The sequence below is a fragment of the Perlabentimonas gracilis genome, assembly GCF_011174675.1.
Taxonomy (GTDB): domain Bacteria; phylum Bacteroidota; class Bacteroidia; order Bacteroidales; family Tenuifilaceae; genus Perlabentimonas; species Perlabentimonas gracilis.
Genome location: NZ_JAANIG010000002.1, coordinates 131,168 through 146,800, shown reverse-complemented (window position 1 = coordinate 146,800; position 15,633 = coordinate 131,168). Strand labels below are relative to the sequence as shown.

Below are 15,633 nucleotides of genomic sequence, written 5' to 3'. Positions count from 1 at the left end.
AATCGCGACACCTTCCATTTCTAGTGGCTACATAGCTAGCCTCGCTTCATCCTTTTTTAACTTCTCGAAACATATTTCTTAATCAATAAAATATTATTGCTATGGAACTACCATTTGCAGAATCGTATAAAATTAAGATGGTTGAGACCATCCGTCGCAGCACCCGCACCGAGCGTGAGGAGTGGATTAAAACCGCAAAGTATAACCTTTTCAATCTGAAAAGTGATCAGGTATTCATCGACCTACTTACCGACTCGGGAACTGGCGCCATGAGCGACAAGCAGTGGGGCGCCATGATGGTTGGCGACGAGAGCTACGCTGGCGCATCGTCGTACTACAACCTAAAGAATGCCATTAAAAACATCTTGGGTTTCGACTACTTCATGCCAACCCATCAGGGTCGTGCAGCCGAAAACGTGCTATTCTCGGCGTTGGTTAAAGAGGGCGACTGCATCCCCGGAAACTCGCATTTCGATACCACCAAGGGACATATTGAGTTCCGTAAGGCACATGCCGTAGATTTAACCATTGATATTGCCAGCGATACCGAAGCTTACCATCCATTTAAAGGGAATGTTGATATTGATAAACTAGAGAAGTACATGGCCGAAAACGCCGCCAAGGTACCATTCATTATTGTAACCGTAACCAATAACACCGCCGGTGGACAACCCGTATCGATGGAGTGTTTGCGCGAGGTGCGTCGAGTTGCCGATAAGCACAACAAGCCCGTACTTTTCGACTCGGCTCGCTTTGCCGAGAATGCCTACTTTATTAAAATCCGCGAGAAGGGTTACGAAAACAAAACCGTGAAGGAGATTGTAAAAGAGATGTTCTCGTATGCCGACTTTATGACCATGAGCAGCAAGAAGGACGCCATTGTTAATATCGGTGGTTTTATCGCCATGAAATCGCAAGAAGTTTGGAGACAATGCTCAACCTACAACATTATGTTCGAGGGCTTTGTAACCTATGGCGGAATGGCGGGTCGCGATATGAATGCCCTATCTGTAGGCCTCGACGAGGGAACAGAGTTTGAGTACCTTGAAACCCGCATTAAGCAGGTTGAATATCTTGGCAACAGGCTCAAGGAGTTTGGCATACCATTCCAGTCGCCTGCTGGTGGCCACGCCATTTTTGTTGATGCCAACAAAATCCTCCCTAATGTTCCAAAAGAGCAGTTCCGTGCACAAACTTTAGCCGTTGAACTTTACCTAGAGGCTGGCATTAGGGGTGTTGAGATTGGGGCACTACTGGCCGACCGCGACCCAGAAACCCGTGAGAACCGTTTCCCCAAGCTGGAACTCCTTCGGTTGGCCATTCCACGACGCACCTATACCAACAACCATATGGATGTGATTGCCGTGGCTCTTAAAAACGTTTTCGATAGGCGCGATAGCATAAAGAGCGGGCTAAAAATTATGTGGGAAGCACCCATCATGAGGCACTTTACTGTGGAGTTAGACAAGGCTTAAGAGTATTAAACAAGCATAACTAAATTGGCGCAAGGTTCAAAAACCTTGCGCTAATTTTCTTTTAATAGCAAGTCCATATTTTTCGCACCCTTGTCTATTCTAGGTATATATTGACAAGGTCTATTACCAATTAGTCTAGCAACTTACCCATTCGTTTTGCAATAAAACCATTGGCGAACTTTGGGCTTAGCCTTTCTCATAATTCTATGTATATAGCATTACTGCCCAAATAAACTCTAGAAATTTTCTTCTCATTAACAATCACTAGTGTCCGACTAAGTCTTTTTTAAAATGATAATAATGTAATAGATTTAGCTTCGCTGCTACTTCGTGGTCTCGCTTCCTGCCTGACTGCGTCATTCAGGCAGGCGCTCGAAATCTATATTTATTAGTCGGTCAGTAGTGATTAACAATATAGTTTCTGATGCTTTAGTATAATAAGCCTAAACAGGAACTAACTAAAATCTTATGCATGGTGCCCAAAACGAAAGCGGCATCTATATTGATAAGCATCTGCATAGCGCTTTCGATGGTCAAAACCTTTTTTAACTTATTGGGATTTAAGTACTATTTTTGCAGCCCTTTAACCATGGCATAAACTTTTACCATTTTGTGCTGTTTCCTAATGAAATAATTTTCGCTTCACATTAAACAGAGAGTACCCCAGAATAATAATGACCGACCTAACCACCGGAAACGTAGCACGGCAAATACTCCGATTTTCAGTACCCATGCTGCTGGGTAATGTCTTCCAGCAGCTCTACAATATCGTCGATAGCATAATTGTGGGCAAATACCTTGGTAAGGAGGCGCTTGCTTCGGTTGGCGCATCATTCCCAGTAATATTTACCATTATTGCTCTAATTATTGGCATTGGTGGTGGTGCATCGGTTGTAATATCGCAATACTTTGGGGCTAAGGATAAGGAAAGCGTTAAGAAGGCTGTTGATACGCTAAATATCTTTTTACTGATTACTGGGTTGGTGATATCGGTAACGGGCATTCTATTTAGTAAATGGATATTCACCCTACTGCAGCTTCCCGATGAGCTAATGGATTCGGCAACTACCTACCTTAACATCTACCTCATGGGAATGTTGGTTTTCTTCGGATTTAATTCCATAACCTCTATCCTTAGGGGCGTGGGCGATTCCAAAAACCCACTATATTACCTTATTATTGCAACCGTTCTCAATATTGGGCTCGACTTCCTTTTTGTACTTGGATTTAATTGGGGAATTGCTGGTGCAGCATGGGCTACAGTGGTTTCGCAGGGTGTTGCATTTGTAATAGCAGTTGCACATATCAACCGAAAGCACAGCGTTATCCGCATTGATGTTTGGGGTATCAAATTCGACTGGAAAATATTCGTTCAAAGCTTACGGATTGGCCTTCCTACAGGAATACAGCATACCTTTGTTGCCCTTGGCATGATGGCGCTAACAGGAATTGTAAACACGTTTGGAACAAACGTAATTGCTGCCTTTACAGCAGCTAGCCGTATCGATTCGCTGGCATCGCTCCCCGCCATGACCCTATCGGTTGCCCTCTCGGTTTTTGTTGGGCAGAACATTGGAGCCAATAAGTATCAGCGTATTAACAGGGGGCTGAAAGTGGCGCTGGTCTTCGCTTCGCTTTTCAGCATTAGCATGACGGTTGTTGCGCTGTTCTGGTCGGAGCCACTGATGAAGATTTTTTCCAACGATCCCGAGGTTATCGCCATCGGAAAGGATTACCTTATAATCGTTAGTCTTTTCTACCTTCTATTCTCCACCATGTTTGTATACAACGGGTTGCTCAGGGGTGCCGGCGCCACGCTAATCCCCATGTTCATAACTCTGTTCTCGCTCTGGCTAGTTCGTATACCATTGGCGGTTTTCCTAAGCCGGTTTATGGGCGAAACGGGCATTTGGTGGTCCATACCCATTGCCTGGTTCTTTGGAGTTGCTGGAGCTATGCTTTACTATAAGTTTGGCAATTGGAAGGATAAGGGAGTGGTGAAAAGGGAAGTACGGTAAAGCAATTCAATCACCAAACCGACTTGCCAAAAATTGCATTCCCGCTTACTACACAACCAATCAGTATAATCTTTCACATTAGAGCAAGGCTTATCACGATAGAATTAGTAGAATTAAATCAAAGCCATAAAATTGCTAAAATGTATGAATGTAAGCCGCTGGTGAATCGAGTACCTGTACTCTCTCCGAATGCTTAATACCCACAGCGCTATGCTGTAGCAGGGCATCCACCACATCGTTGGTTTTCTCGGCCGACACGCTGAATGTACTCTGCACCAGCGAGGAAACCTTAAGTTCCTTAGCTCCCGACACAAGAATTTTTAGTCGCGATACGGTTGATCCAGTGGCACCGGCTTTCATCCCGGCATACTTCAGATGCTCCTCGGCATCCTCCTCGGAAACCACAGAGATTTCGCAATTGTCGTTGGGTAGCCAAAGTTGCTCATCAACCGCATCGGCGCCTGTGGTATCGAGACGTTTACGCCAAAAGGTATTACCCTTTATCTGGTCAATCGCTGCAATGATTTGCTCCATACTAGCAGCGTACTGCTGTCTACCAACACGCATTCTGCTATCGATAAGGCCAAAGCTAATTGGCGTCTGGTAAATAAAGCCACGTCCCGGCCTATCGAGCCGACCCTCTTCAAGCAGTAATTTGATAATACTATCAGTATCCTGCTCGGGCATTATAAGGTGAACCACCTCTTTTTCGGGCGATATGGTAATGCGGATAAGGCCTAACTGATCGCGCAGGTCGTTACTTATGCCATGTGTTATTAGGGGCACACAAACACCTAAATCTAAGGCCACCTTTGCCAACTTTTCGCCGCTACCAGTAACAGAAAGGACACAAATCACATACGAGAGTTTTCGCAGATAGGGGATATCATGGTTAACATTATTCTCCATCTCCTCGAAAGCAATGAATGGTGGTTCCTTCTTGGTAAACTCAATCAAGTCCTGTGAAAAAATGGTACCCCTACCGGGTATATTGAAATCCCCTGCCTTAACTAGGTAATCCATTACTTTTCGAGCCTGCTTACGCTGAACCGTAAATCGGAATACATCAACAGGTGTACTTTGCATTTTAATTGTTGAGCCGGGTAGCCCAAAACTTCTGGGGCTAATAAACTCCCTAGTAGTCCTACCCGTTTCATCGAAAATAGTATTAATGCCCAAGCTAAAGATCTGCTCAACGATTTTATCGCTAAAGAGTTTATTCACAATGCATGTAATCCTACTCACCCTATGAGGTGCGTGGGTTCCCTTATCGAGTTGGGTTTTCCAAACAGCTCTCGATGGAGAGAAATCTTTCTGAACTGTACTATTATCGCTATTCATCGTGGTTATCGGTTGAAGTGTTAACAATGCGTTTCTGACGTGCTCGGGTTATCAGTCCAAATGTAAGCACTGTCACAATAGGTGAAAACGATGCACAAGCCAAGATGCCAAAGCCATCAACAACGTTTAACTCGCCACCAATACTCAGCCCCATGGCTAAAACCAATGGTACGGTAACGGGACCAGTGGTAACACCGCCGCAATCCCAAGCTATGGAAGTAAACTCATCCTCGCTAAAGTATGTTAACGGCAGCAACAGAAGATAACCCGGAAGAATCATCCAAATGAGTGGAATGTCGTATAGGATCCTTAGCACACCCAGCACTAAACCAATACCTACCCCAAGCGAAACAACAAAAAGAATCTGTGAACGTTTTATAGCTCCCACGGTTAGTTCCTCAACCGTTATACCCAGTGCGTTTAGTCCTGGTTCGGCCATTGTCGCACCAAACCCCATCCCAAAGGCAAAAAGTAAAACAAGTAATATCCCCAAAAGGGTTAAGTTTGGCCCCAACAGGGGTTGCCGTTTAATTACATACTCATATATTTTGTTCTCCTTGTCGTATTTTTCGGGGAAAAACTCAATGGTTTTAACATCATCATTCTCTACAAGGTTGAAGAATTGTTTCGTTGTGCCATCAAGAGATATTGAAGAGAATACTAACGATGTATCAAAAGGGGTAATCATTTTACTTTCAATAAACTTAGCCTCCTTGCTAAATGCTCTGGGTAATTGTGCACCAACCTGTCCCCCCAATGGGCCTAAGCCCAACCTAATACCCGAAGTAAGCAAGGCCATACCAATTAGTGTAAACATAATCCCAAGCACAAACTCATCCTTGTATCGCAACTTTTCGCGAAGGAATAGGAGTAAAACAACCAATAGCAGGAGGGTTAGAGGTATAACAGCTTGAAGCGATATTTTTGACTCCTCCTTAAACACAGTTGATGCCGGTATGCCCGAGGCCACTTCAATGGGACCGGTCTTAACCGATGCAATAAATTTTCGCTCATCCTCCGATGCTTTACTACTAAGCCACTCATCAAGCGACATAGTGCCCAGTAGCTGTGTTAGGGTCTCAGGATTATTGGCTAAATCTTGAAGGGTGTTTTCGTATTGAGCTAAATCGGCAAAATACGATTTCCGACCAACCTCGCTCCCTCGTGTAAAAGCATGTTGTAACAGGGCATTATCATCATCAAAAAGTTTTAAAGCACTTACCCGATTCTGCTTTGAGAAAAAATGAGCCTCAGTTGTTTGCTCGGGCGATGCCGACCTAAGCGATATGCCTAGAATTAGAACGCTAAGAATTGGAAATGCTGATGCTAAGAGTATAATTCCAAAACCACCACTCGATGCCTTATTCTTACTTGCCGCTCTTGATACTCCAATCCCTAGGGCAAGAACCAATGGAACGGTTACTGCTCCAGTGGTTACCGCACCAGAATCCCATGCAAGACCAATGATTGAGTTTAAAATACTATCAAAAGAGAGGAAAAGCGAAAGCGCCAACACCACTGGAATAATGGTGTAGATAAATGGTTTTATTGATAACTCGTAGTAAAACCTAAACATACCAAGAGCCACTGCTAATCCAACACCACCCCCTATACTGTAAACCAATGCTTGAGTGTAACGCTCCAATAGCATGTATAGCATTGGTGCATCCCATGCGGTAACTCCTGCCCCTGCGGTTCGTAGGGAGCTAATAGCAGGTTCGGCAACGGTGGAGCCAAAGCCAAGGAAAATACCAAATACTGCAATAAACAGTATTCCAAATTTGGTGGGGAGTTTTACCCCTACCCTTTCGCCCAAGGGCATAAGTCCAAGCAGTAACCCCTCAAGGAAAAAGGCTAAGCCAAAAACCACTAGTCCAATTCCTCCTGCAATGGGCAATGCATCAGCTAAAGGCACCTGGAGAATTAGTACTTGAAAGGTAACTAGGTAAACAATTACAAAAGCAATAAGCCGAATCTGCTCAACAATACGATCCTTGGCATAGCCACCAAGCATCCCAAAAGCCGATTTAAAAGGGATTTTTATTCGTTTTTTCATCAGGTTTTTAAGGGTTTATTATGGAACTACCAAATTACAATAAAAATCGAAACCGGAAAAACAAAAACCCGATTATAAAACATAACAATAAGCAAAATCAGTCCAAGTTAGCTTGCTGATTAGTTAAAATTAATGTTCAAGCACGCCTGCACTTCCTGCATTCCGTTGTTCTGGTTACAAAGGATAACCAAAACATCGCCCTCATTTATTACAGTGGAGCCATTGGGGGTAATGTACTTACCATCGCGCTTTATCATGGCGATAATGGCCGAGTTTGGAAAGTTTAGGTCTACAATTTTCTTGTTTATAACCTTGGAGTCCTCGGGTATCTTTACCTCGGCGTAAGCCGTTTTCTCCTGCTCCGAAAGGAATACCTCCACCGGGCCCAATGGTTTCAGATTCTCGGGCAATGCCACATGAAACCATTTAGCAAGGGTTGATAGGGTTGTTCCCTGGACAATAACCGAGGTTAACGCCACAAAGAATACCACATTGAAAATTATACCTGCCTTATCGATACCAGCTATTAGAGGGTATGTGGCAAACACAATGGGCACAGCACCTCTAAGACCTACCCATGATATATAAAACTTTTTACGCACAGCCATACGGAATGGTAGTAGGCTCATGAATACTGCCACTGGCCTTGCCACAAGGATTAGAAATACTGATACTAAAAGCCCGAGCCCTATAACGGGTATTATTTGCGATGGGTTAACCAGTAATCCAAGGGTAAGGAAAAGTACAATCTGCATGAGCCAGGCCAAACCATCGTACATCTTCATAATGGTACGCTTATGCATAATCTCCTGGTTTCCTAGATACAGCGCGCAAAGGTATATGGCTAAAAACCCGTTGCCACCTATAAAGTCAGTAAATGAGAAGGTTATAAACATTAACCCAATCATTAGTACGGGGTAAAGCCCCTCGTAGGCAAGCTTTATCTTGTTGATAACAAATTTGCTGGCCACAGCAAAAACTGCTCCTCCTGCAGCCCCAAGCAACATCTGCTTTAGGAAGAAGGGTATAACACTCCCCAACCCCATATCGGGATTCATAACCAAGGTAAGAAAAACGATGGTTAGCGCATAGGCCATTGGGTCGTTACTACCACTCTCGAACTCGAGCGTTGACCGCAGCTTACTTTTAAGGGCAAGGCTTTTTCCACGGAGTATTGAGAATACTGCTGCAGCATCGGTTGAGGATACGATGGCACCCAGCAGCATCCCCTCGTAAATGGTGCATCCAGTAACAAGCCAAACAAAAATGCCAGTGGTTACTGCAGTTAGTAAAACGCCTAGGGTAGAAAGCGAAACGCCCTGCCAAAGCACTGGTTTAATGGTAGACCAATTGGTATCGAGACCACCAGAGAAAAGGATAAAATTAAGGGAGACAATCCCAATAAACTGAGCAACTTTTGGATTATCGAAGGTTATACCCCCCAACCCATCAACTCCAGCCAACATCCCAATCCCCAAGAAAAGAACTAGTGTAGGTACACCAAACTTGTAGGAGCGTTGTATAAGGATGATACTAATTAAAAGCAGCACCGAACCTACTAAAAGAATATTCTCTGCGGTAATTAACATACTTTGGGTATAAAAGAGAGTTAGTAATGCAAAGTTAATAAATTGTGAGGAATGAGTGGTAGGGGAATTTTAGTTGGAAAGTCTGAAAGCATGCCCTGAGCTTGCCGAAGGGTCGAAAGTCGAAAAGTCTAAAAGTCAAAAGTCAAAAGTCTAAAAGTCACAAGTCGTATGTGGAAAGACTAAATTTACCGACCACCGATTACCAACCACCGATTACTGACCATCTCGTCATCGTGGCAAAAAACGCCACTCTTACGAGACAGGCCGATTACTGACCACCGATTACTGACCACCGATTACTGACCACCGATCACCGACCATCTCGTCATCGTGGCAAAAAACGCCACTCTTATCTCGTCAACCAAAAGGTTTACGAGACAAGCAGAGACAGGCTGATTACTTATTACTGACAACTAACAACTGACAACCAACATCCAACAACTGACAACCAACATCCAACAACTGACAACCAACAACTCTAAACCTCACCTCCTACCCTAACCGCTTTCTGCACCCCCTTAATTCTGCCAAGGCGATACAGCAGGGTCTCCAAATGCTTTGTGTCCGACACAAAAACCTGAATACGTCCCTCGAACATCCCATTGGAGGAGTTCATGGAGAACGATCGCATATTTACCTTTAAATCCTTACTTATAAGCTCCGATATTCGGTTTACAATTCCCAGCTCATCAAAGCCCACAATCTTGATAGAGGTTTGGAATGAAGTATCGGCCTTGGTCTCCTTCCACTTGGCATTCACCACCCTGTACCCGTACTTTCGATGTAGCTGCGCGGCATTGGGGCAGCTGGTTCGGTGTATCTTTATGCCCTCGTTTATGGTGACAAACCCAAAAATGCTATCGCCAAAGATGGGATTGCAGCACTTGGCCAGCTTATAATCCACATCCACCAGCTTTTCGTCAATCACCAAGTAATCGGTTGATGACAACTCCTTACCATCCTTAACCCTTGGCTTGATCGGCTCCTCAGGTATTTGAGATTGATCAGCCTCATGGCTCTCAGCTTTCACAAGTACCGCTTTCAACTCGGTAAGGTTCACCCTATCGAGCGATATCAGCTCGAACAGCTCGGCAATACTCCTTAGCTTAAGATGTTTCTGAAGCGTGGCAATGGCCTCATCCGTATCGGATATTTTCCAGTTCTTGAGCCTACGGTAGAGCATCTCCTTGCCCAAGCTAAGCTGCTTATTCTTATCCTCGCGAAGGCACTGTTTAATCTTGCTACGCGCTTTTCCGGTGATCACAATCTGAAGCCAATCGGTTTTAGGCTTCTGATTTTTAGATGTGATTATCTCTATCACATCACCATTCTGCAAAGGCTGCTTAATGGGTACGTTACGACCATTTACCTTTGCCCCAACACACTTGCTACCCACGTCGGAATGGATATCGAAAGCAAAATCGAGAATGGTTGCCCCTTGCGGATACTTTCGCAAATCGCCATTGGGCGTAAAGGCAAAAACCTCATTTTGATATAGATTAAGTTTGAACTGATCAACAAACTCCTCGGGAGCACTCACCGGGGTTTCCAGTATTTCACGAACCTTTTCGACCCATTGATCGAGCCCTCGATCCTGCTTTATGCCCTTATACTTCCAGTGGGCAGCCAATCCGCGCTCGGCAATATCATCCATTCTTTTGGAACGAATTTGCACCTCAACCCATTTGCCATCGGGACCAACCACCGTAGTTTGCAACGATTCGTAGCCGTTGCTTTTGGGTACCGAAATCCAGTCGCGCAATCGTTCGGGGTTGGGAGTATACGAATCGGTGATAATGGAGTACACCTGCCAGCAGTCTGACTTTTCGCTATCTGGTGGACTGTTTAGAATCACCCTTATGGCAAACACGTCGTACACCTCATCAAAACCCACACCCTTCTTCTGCATTTTTTTCCAGATGGAGTAAACCGTTTTAGGTCGTCCTTTTACCTCAAAGTCAAATCCTTTTTTAGTTAGTTCACCCTCAATGGGCTCAATAAACTCGCGGATAAACTTATTACGACGCGTGGTAGTGTTTTTGAGCTTTCGAAGTATCATCCTGTAATCGGCCTCGTTGGTGTACTTCATCGCCAAATCTTCCATTTCGGACTTTAGTCGATAAAGGCCCAGCCTATGGGCTAAAGGAGCGTATAGGTGGTATGTTTCCCATGACAGCTTAAGCCTAATATCGGGTGGCATTGCGCTAAGGCTCCTCATCTCCTCAAGCCTATCGGCTAGTTTTATGAGTATTACACGCGCATCGGTCGATAGGGTAAGTATTAGCTCCCTAAAGTTCTCGGCCTGCTTGTTCGGATCCTTGGGATCGAGCGAGGTAATCTTTGAGAGGCCATCAACAATATTTGCTATGGTTGGACTATAGCGCTTCTCAATCTCAATAAGGCTGAGTAATTTGTCGGTAATGGTATCATGCAGTAGCGCCGCAACAATGGACGTCCCTCCCAAGCCAATCTCATCAACACAAATCCGGGCAACATCAATAAGATGATAAACGTAGGGATTGCCTGCTGCTGTTCTTTTGTCGGCATAAAGTTTTGTAACCTCTTTAATTGCCTTGGATATCTGCTTAACATCGTCGCGGGTAACGCTATTACGGCATGAGCGGAGTAACCCACGGTATCTGTTTAGTATCTGTTTTTGCTCTCTATCCTGTTGCATTCCTATGCTTTTTGAAATGTAAATGTAGCAAACAAGCGCTAACAAATGGCCAATTTATAGTATATTCTTCGAAGGTTAAAGCGTAAGATCGTTAACAAATACTAAAGGCGAGCTAAGGCTTACGACGAATGCATAAACTTAGTATCTTTATGCAAATTTTTGTATAGAATGATTCCAAAAGATATTTTTGCACGTATTGAGCGTTTACGAAAAGAGATTAACCGGCACAACCATTTGTACTACGTTGAGGCCAGGCCCGAGATCTCCGATTTTGAGTTCGATGCTATGCTCAGCGATTTGGAAGCCCTTGAGAAGAAATATCCTGAGCTAAAGGACAGCTCCTCACCAACCCAGCGAGTGGGCAGCGATATTTCCAAAGGGTTTCAGCAGGTTAAGCACAGGTATCCAATGCTCTCGCTGGCCAACACGTATTCGTTCGATGAGGTTCAGGACTTTCATAACCGCATAGCCAAATCGCTTTCGCAACCTTGGCAGTACGTATGCGAACTTAAGTACGACGGCACAGCCATTGGGTTAACTTACAAAAACGGGAAACTACTTCGCGCTGTAACAAGGGGCGATGGTGTACAGGGCGATGATGTTACGGCAAACGTAAAGACCATTCGCTCCATTCCGCTTACCCTAAATGGCAATGATTTTCCTGAGGAATTTGAAATCCGTGGCGAGATTTTTTTGCCCCACGCTGTTTTCGACGAAATAAATCAGAAACGTAATGAGCAAGGCGAAACGCCTTTTGCCAATCCAAGGAATGCCGCAGCAGGTACACTTAAGCAGCTAAATCCAAAAATTGTTGCCGAGCGCAAGCTCGACTGCCTACTTTACTTTATGCTGGGCGATAGTTTACCCTACGATAATCATTACCAAAATCTACTAAAGGCGAAAGATTGGGGCTTTAAAGTCCCTGATAATATTGAGCTTTGCAAGACGGTGGAAGAAATAACAAATTTTGTTGACCTTTGGGATAAAGCACGCAGAAAATTACCCTACGATACCGACGGCGTAGTTATTAAGGTAAATAGCTACCAGCAGCAGAACCAGCTTGGCTACACCGCTAAAACCCCCCGCTGGGCCATTGCCTACAAGTACAAGGCCGAACAGGTTAGCACCACACTGCTTTCAGTTGATTATCAGGTTGGACGAACTGGAGCCATAACACCAGTTGCCAACCTCGAACCCGTTCTGCTGGCCGGGACAACCGTTAAGCGAGCCTCGTTGCACAATGCCGATCAGATGGCGATACTCGACCTACATATTGGCGATACCGTATTTGTTGAGAAGGGCGGCGAGATTATTCCCAAAATTGTGGGGGTCGATGCAAGCCTTCGTGCTGCAAACAGTAGCGCCTTCGAATATATTACGCATTGTCCTGAATGTGGAACTCAACTGATTAGACCCGATGGCGAGGCCAAGCACTACTGCCCCAACCAGGCAGGTTGCCCACCGCAGCTAAAGGGGCGAGTTATACATTTTATAAGCCGTAAGGCTATGGATATTGATGGGCTTGGCGAGGAAACGGTAGACCTGCTTTTTTCAAAAGGACTAATTAAGGATATGGCCGACCTATACGACCTCACCTACGAACAGCTAATCGACCTTGACCGGTTTGCCGACAAGTCGGTCAAAAACGCCATAGCGAGCATTAAGCAATCAACAAAAATGCCCTTTCATAAGGTTCTTTTCGGATTGGGTATCCGTTACGTGGGCGAAACAACTGCCCGTAAACTAGCTATGCACTTCGGTTTGCTCGAAAAACTAAAAGAAGCTACCTTTGAACAGCTAATAGAAGTAGATGAAGTAGGCGAACGAATTGCCCAAAGCATCGTTACGTTCTTTTCGGATCCAAAAAATATTGAGTTGATCAAAAGGCTCGAGAAAGCGGGGCTAACCCTAGAATCAGAGAGCACAGAGGGCAATGCAGCAACAGGGGTTTTCCGCGGACAGTCGGTGGTTATCTCGGGAACTTTTAACCGAATATCGCGAGATGAGCTTAAGGAGTTAGTTATGCAACATGGTGGAAAAAACACAAGTTCCGTATCGGCTAGCACCAACCTACTAATTGCTGGCGACAAGATGGGGCCAGCAAAGCTAGATAAAGCGACAAAACTTGGAGTTAAGATAATTTCGGAGGATGATTTTTTTGAATTGATAAAACAGCCAAATACCTGATAAATCGATGTTTAAAAATTTAAAATTACGCGTTGGCCACAAAAAGCTTCGCAAGGAACTAACTAGTTTTACGAGGGAGAAGAAAGTTCACAACTTCGTTTCGGCTCGCAAGATTGCGATTGTATTCTATGCCTCGAGCAAGAATACTTTTCAGCAAGTTGTTGATTTCTCCGACTTTATTACCAAGCAAAACCTTGAGGTAACCCTGCTGGCCTATTGCCCCCAGAAGGAAATCCCCCAGGAGTTTCAACTCTTCGAGACCGTTAACCTTTTTACAAAAAAGGAAACAAATTGGTACGGAAAGCCCCTTGCGCCCTTCGCCGAGGAGTTTATGGCAACAAATTTCGATATCCTAATAGACCTATCAACCGAGGAGCTTTTTCCTCTCAAATGGGTTGTCTCTCTTTCGAAGGCTAAATTTAGGGTTGGTAATCTGAGCTATCCCGACAACCCCAACGATCTTATTATCAACATAAAGCCCAATGAGGATTTGAACTACCTTATAAGCCAGATAAAGCACTATCTAAACCTTATAAACAACCGATTTGCACAACAAGATGATAACTAGACTTGTACCTTTAGAAATTCATTATGGGTCTTTACAATTAAAATAATCGACATATGCCAAATAAGTTCAAAGGATTGGGAGTAGCTATGGTAACTCCCTTTACATCGCAGAATGAGATTGATTTTCCTGCCTTAGAGAGGCTAGTGGAGCATTTAATCAACGGTGGCGTTAACTATATTGTGCTGCTTGGCACCACCGCCGAATCGGTAACCCTAACCGATACCGAAAAACAGGAGTTGGTTAGCTTTGTGGTGAAAAAGAACAACGGAAGGGTTCCGCTAGTTGTTGGTATGGGAGGGAACAATACAAGCGCACTAATTAAATCAATCCACAGTTTTGATTTTACTGGCATAGATGGAATACTTTCGGTTACCCCATACTACAATAAGCCCACTCAAAAGGGCTTAGAACTCCACTACAAGGCTATTGCAGCAGAAACTAAGCTGCCTATAATACTGTACAACGTTCCCGGCAGAACGGGTGTTAATATGAGTGCCGATACCACCCTCAAGTTGGCAAGGGAAGTGAAAAACATTGTGGCGGTTAAGGAAGCATCAGGTAATTTAAATCAGCAAAGCTACCTACTACGCGATAGGCCAAGCGATTTCCTTGTGCTATCGGGCGACGATGGTTTAGCCCTCCCCCAAATGGCAATGGGTTTCGATGGAGTAATATCGGTAGTGGGAAATGCTTTCCCAAAACAATTCTCAAGCCTAATTGCATTGAGTAAAGCCGGGCAGCTACCCGAAGCACGTGAGCTTCACTATAAACTCACCGAAATTATCGACAACCTATTTGTTGAGGGAAATCCTGGGGGAGTAAAAGCAGCGCTAAATATACTAGGAATAGTTGATAATAATTTACGCCTGCCACTTGCGCCAGTTAGTGAAGCTACTTACAATAAACTTAAAAGTTTGATTGACAAGCTATAGTTCCTACCACCATTTTAATGCTAGTGCACTATCTTGATACTTATTGGTTATTTATTTAGGTTGTGATTAATTGGTTTGAAGACCGAAGTATGGACTTCTCGGTCTTCAAATTCCCGTCTTCCAACTTCTAACATCACTCTCCAGTGACCCGTCCTACAAAAAGAGACTCCTAAGGGGTCTCTTTTTTTGCACACCACCCACCTCTTACTATCAGTCATATAGTTTGATTTTAACAAACTTTTCAAAACAATTTTCAATAATCTATTGACAAAACACTAAACATTTTGTAAATTTACTTGTTCTTAAAAAAGAACTATTCCTATATAATCATTAATACACTTTGGCTATGGGTGCAGAAGAATTAGTTAAACACGGATTAAAGATTACTCCACAACGCATTGCGGTGCTTGAAGCTATGAAAACCATTGACGGGCATCCAACAGCCGACAATGTGATTGAGTTCATCAGGAAGAATCATCCCCACATTGCCATCGGTACTGTCTACAAAACCCTTGACGTATTTGTGGAGAAAGGTCTTTTGAAAAAGGTTAAGACCGAGAAGGATATTATGAGGTATGAGATAGCTAAGGACATCCATCATCATCTTTACTGCCATGATTCGGAGCGCATTGAGGATTACTTCGACCAAGAGCTAGACGATCTGCTTACCGATTTCTTTGCGAAGAGAAAGATACCAAACTTCACTGTAGAAGATATAAAACTCCAGATTACTGGTAAATTCTCAAACAGCAAGTAAAACTAAACCAAACAATCAACTTAAAATCACAGA

The 15,633-nt window shown here is 44.0% G+C and carries 10 protein-coding genes; 6 read left to right on the top strand and 4 right to left on the bottom strand.

The features are described 5' to 3' along the window. Positions 1-101 precede the first annotated feature (101 nt). Both G8O23_RS01935 and G8O23_RS01930 read left to right on the top strand, forming a co-directional pair. Entirely contained in the window at positions 102-1,475 is a 1,374-nt protein-coding gene (locus G8O23_RS01935; protein ID WP_166361205.1) for a tryptophanase, read from the top strand. 674 nt (positions 1,476-2,149) lie between these two features. Continuing rightward, positions 2,150-3,493, top strand: coding sequence for an MATE family efflux transporter (locus G8O23_RS01930; RefSeq protein ID WP_166361203.1), 1,344 nt, complete (start codon positions 2,150-2,152; stop codon positions 3,491-3,493). Positions 3,494-3,628: 135 nt separating this feature from the next. Here the strand turns inward: G8O23_RS01930 and G8O23_RS01925 are convergent, their stop codons facing one another. From G8O23_RS01925 to G8O23_RS01910, 4 genes are all read right to left on the bottom strand, one after another. Further along, positions 3,629-4,834 (bottom strand): hypothetical protein, encoded by a 1,206-nt coding sequence (locus G8O23_RS01925; RefSeq protein WP_166361201.1) that lies wholly within the window; start codon positions 4,832-4,834, stop codon positions 3,629-3,631. Then, positions 4,827-6,890, bottom strand: a complete 2,064-nt coding sequence (locus tag G8O23_RS01920; protein ID WP_166361199.1) for a DUF1538 domain-containing protein — start codon at positions 6,888-6,890, stop codon at positions 4,827-4,829. The genes G8O23_RS01925 and G8O23_RS01920 overlap by 8 nt, the downstream gene beginning before the upstream one ends. A gap of 119 nt (positions 6,891-7,009) precedes the next feature. Further along, on the bottom strand, positions 7,010-8,479 hold the full coding sequence (locus G8O23_RS01915; protein ID WP_166361197.1) for a potassium/proton antiporter: 1,470 nt from the start codon (positions 8,477-8,479) through the stop codon (positions 7,010-7,012). A gap of 478 nt (positions 8,480-8,957) precedes the next feature. Further along, entirely contained in the window at positions 8,958-11,156 is a 2,199-nt protein-coding gene (locus tag G8O23_RS01910; RefSeq protein WP_166361195.1) for a RelA/SpoT family protein, read from the bottom strand. A 168-nt stretch (positions 11,157-11,324) separates the two neighbouring features. Here G8O23_RS01910 and ligA point away from each other — a divergent pair, with 168 nt between their 5' ends. From ligA to G8O23_RS01890, 4 genes are all read left to right on the top strand, one after another. Further along, positions 11,325-13,343 (top strand): NAD-dependent DNA ligase LigA, encoded by a 2,019-nt coding sequence (ligA, locus tag G8O23_RS01905; protein WP_166361193.1) that lies wholly within the window; start codon positions 11,325-11,327, stop codon positions 13,341-13,343. Positions 13,344-13,350: 7 nt separating this feature from the next. Continuing rightward, a complete protein-coding gene (locus tag G8O23_RS01900) occupies positions 13,351-13,911 on the top strand; it encodes a DUF6913 domain-containing protein (protein ID WP_166361191.1) in 561 nt (186 codons plus the stop codon). Between the two features lie 53 nt (positions 13,912-13,964). Continuing rightward, the gene (gene dapA, locus G8O23_RS01895) at positions 13,965-14,843 is read left to right on the top strand and encodes a 4-hydroxy-tetrahydrodipicolinate synthase (protein ID WP_166361189.1); all 879 of its coding nucleotides are present in this window, start codon (positions 13,965-13,967) and stop codon (positions 14,841-14,843) included. A 346-nt stretch (positions 14,844-15,189) separates the two neighbouring features. After that, positions 15,190-15,600, top strand: a complete 411-nt coding sequence (locus tag G8O23_RS01890; protein WP_166361187.1) for a Fur family transcriptional regulator — start codon at positions 15,190-15,192, stop codon at positions 15,598-15,600. Positions 15,601-15,633 lie beyond the last annotated feature (33 nt).

Coding starts and splice junctions, on each gene's coding strand:
- G8O23_RS01935 (WP_166361205.1), top strand. CDS start 102: ATGGAACTACCATTTGCAGAATCGTATAAAATTAAGATGGTTGAGACC.
- G8O23_RS01930 (WP_166361203.1), top strand. CDS start 2,150: ATGACCGACCTAACCACCGGAAACGTAGCACGGCAAATACTCCGATTT.
- G8O23_RS01925 (WP_166361201.1), bottom strand. CDS start 4,834: ATGAATAGCGATAATAGTACAGTTCAGAAAGATTTCTCTCCATCGAGA.
- G8O23_RS01920 (WP_166361199.1), bottom strand. CDS start 6,890: ATGAAAAAACGAATAAAAATCCCTTTTAAATCGGCTTTTGGGATGCTT.
- G8O23_RS01915 (WP_166361197.1), bottom strand. CDS start 8,479: ATGTTAATTACCGCAGAGAATATTCTTTTAGTAGGTTCGGTGCTGCTT.
- G8O23_RS01910 (WP_166361195.1), bottom strand. CDS start 11,156: ATGCAACAGGATAGAGAGCAAAAACAGATACTAAACAGATACCGTGGG.
- ligA (WP_166361193.1), top strand. CDS start 11,325: ATGATTCCAAAAGATATTTTTGCACGTATTGAGCGTTTACGAAAAGAG.
- G8O23_RS01900 (WP_166361191.1), top strand. CDS start 13,351: ATGTTTAAAAATTTAAAATTACGCGTTGGCCACAAAAAGCTTCGCAAG.
- dapA (WP_166361189.1), top strand. CDS start 13,965: ATGCCAAATAAGTTCAAAGGATTGGGAGTAGCTATGGTAACTCCCTTT.
- G8O23_RS01890 (WP_166361187.1), top strand. CDS start 15,190: ATGGGTGCAGAAGAATTAGTTAAACACGGATTAAAGATTACTCCACAA.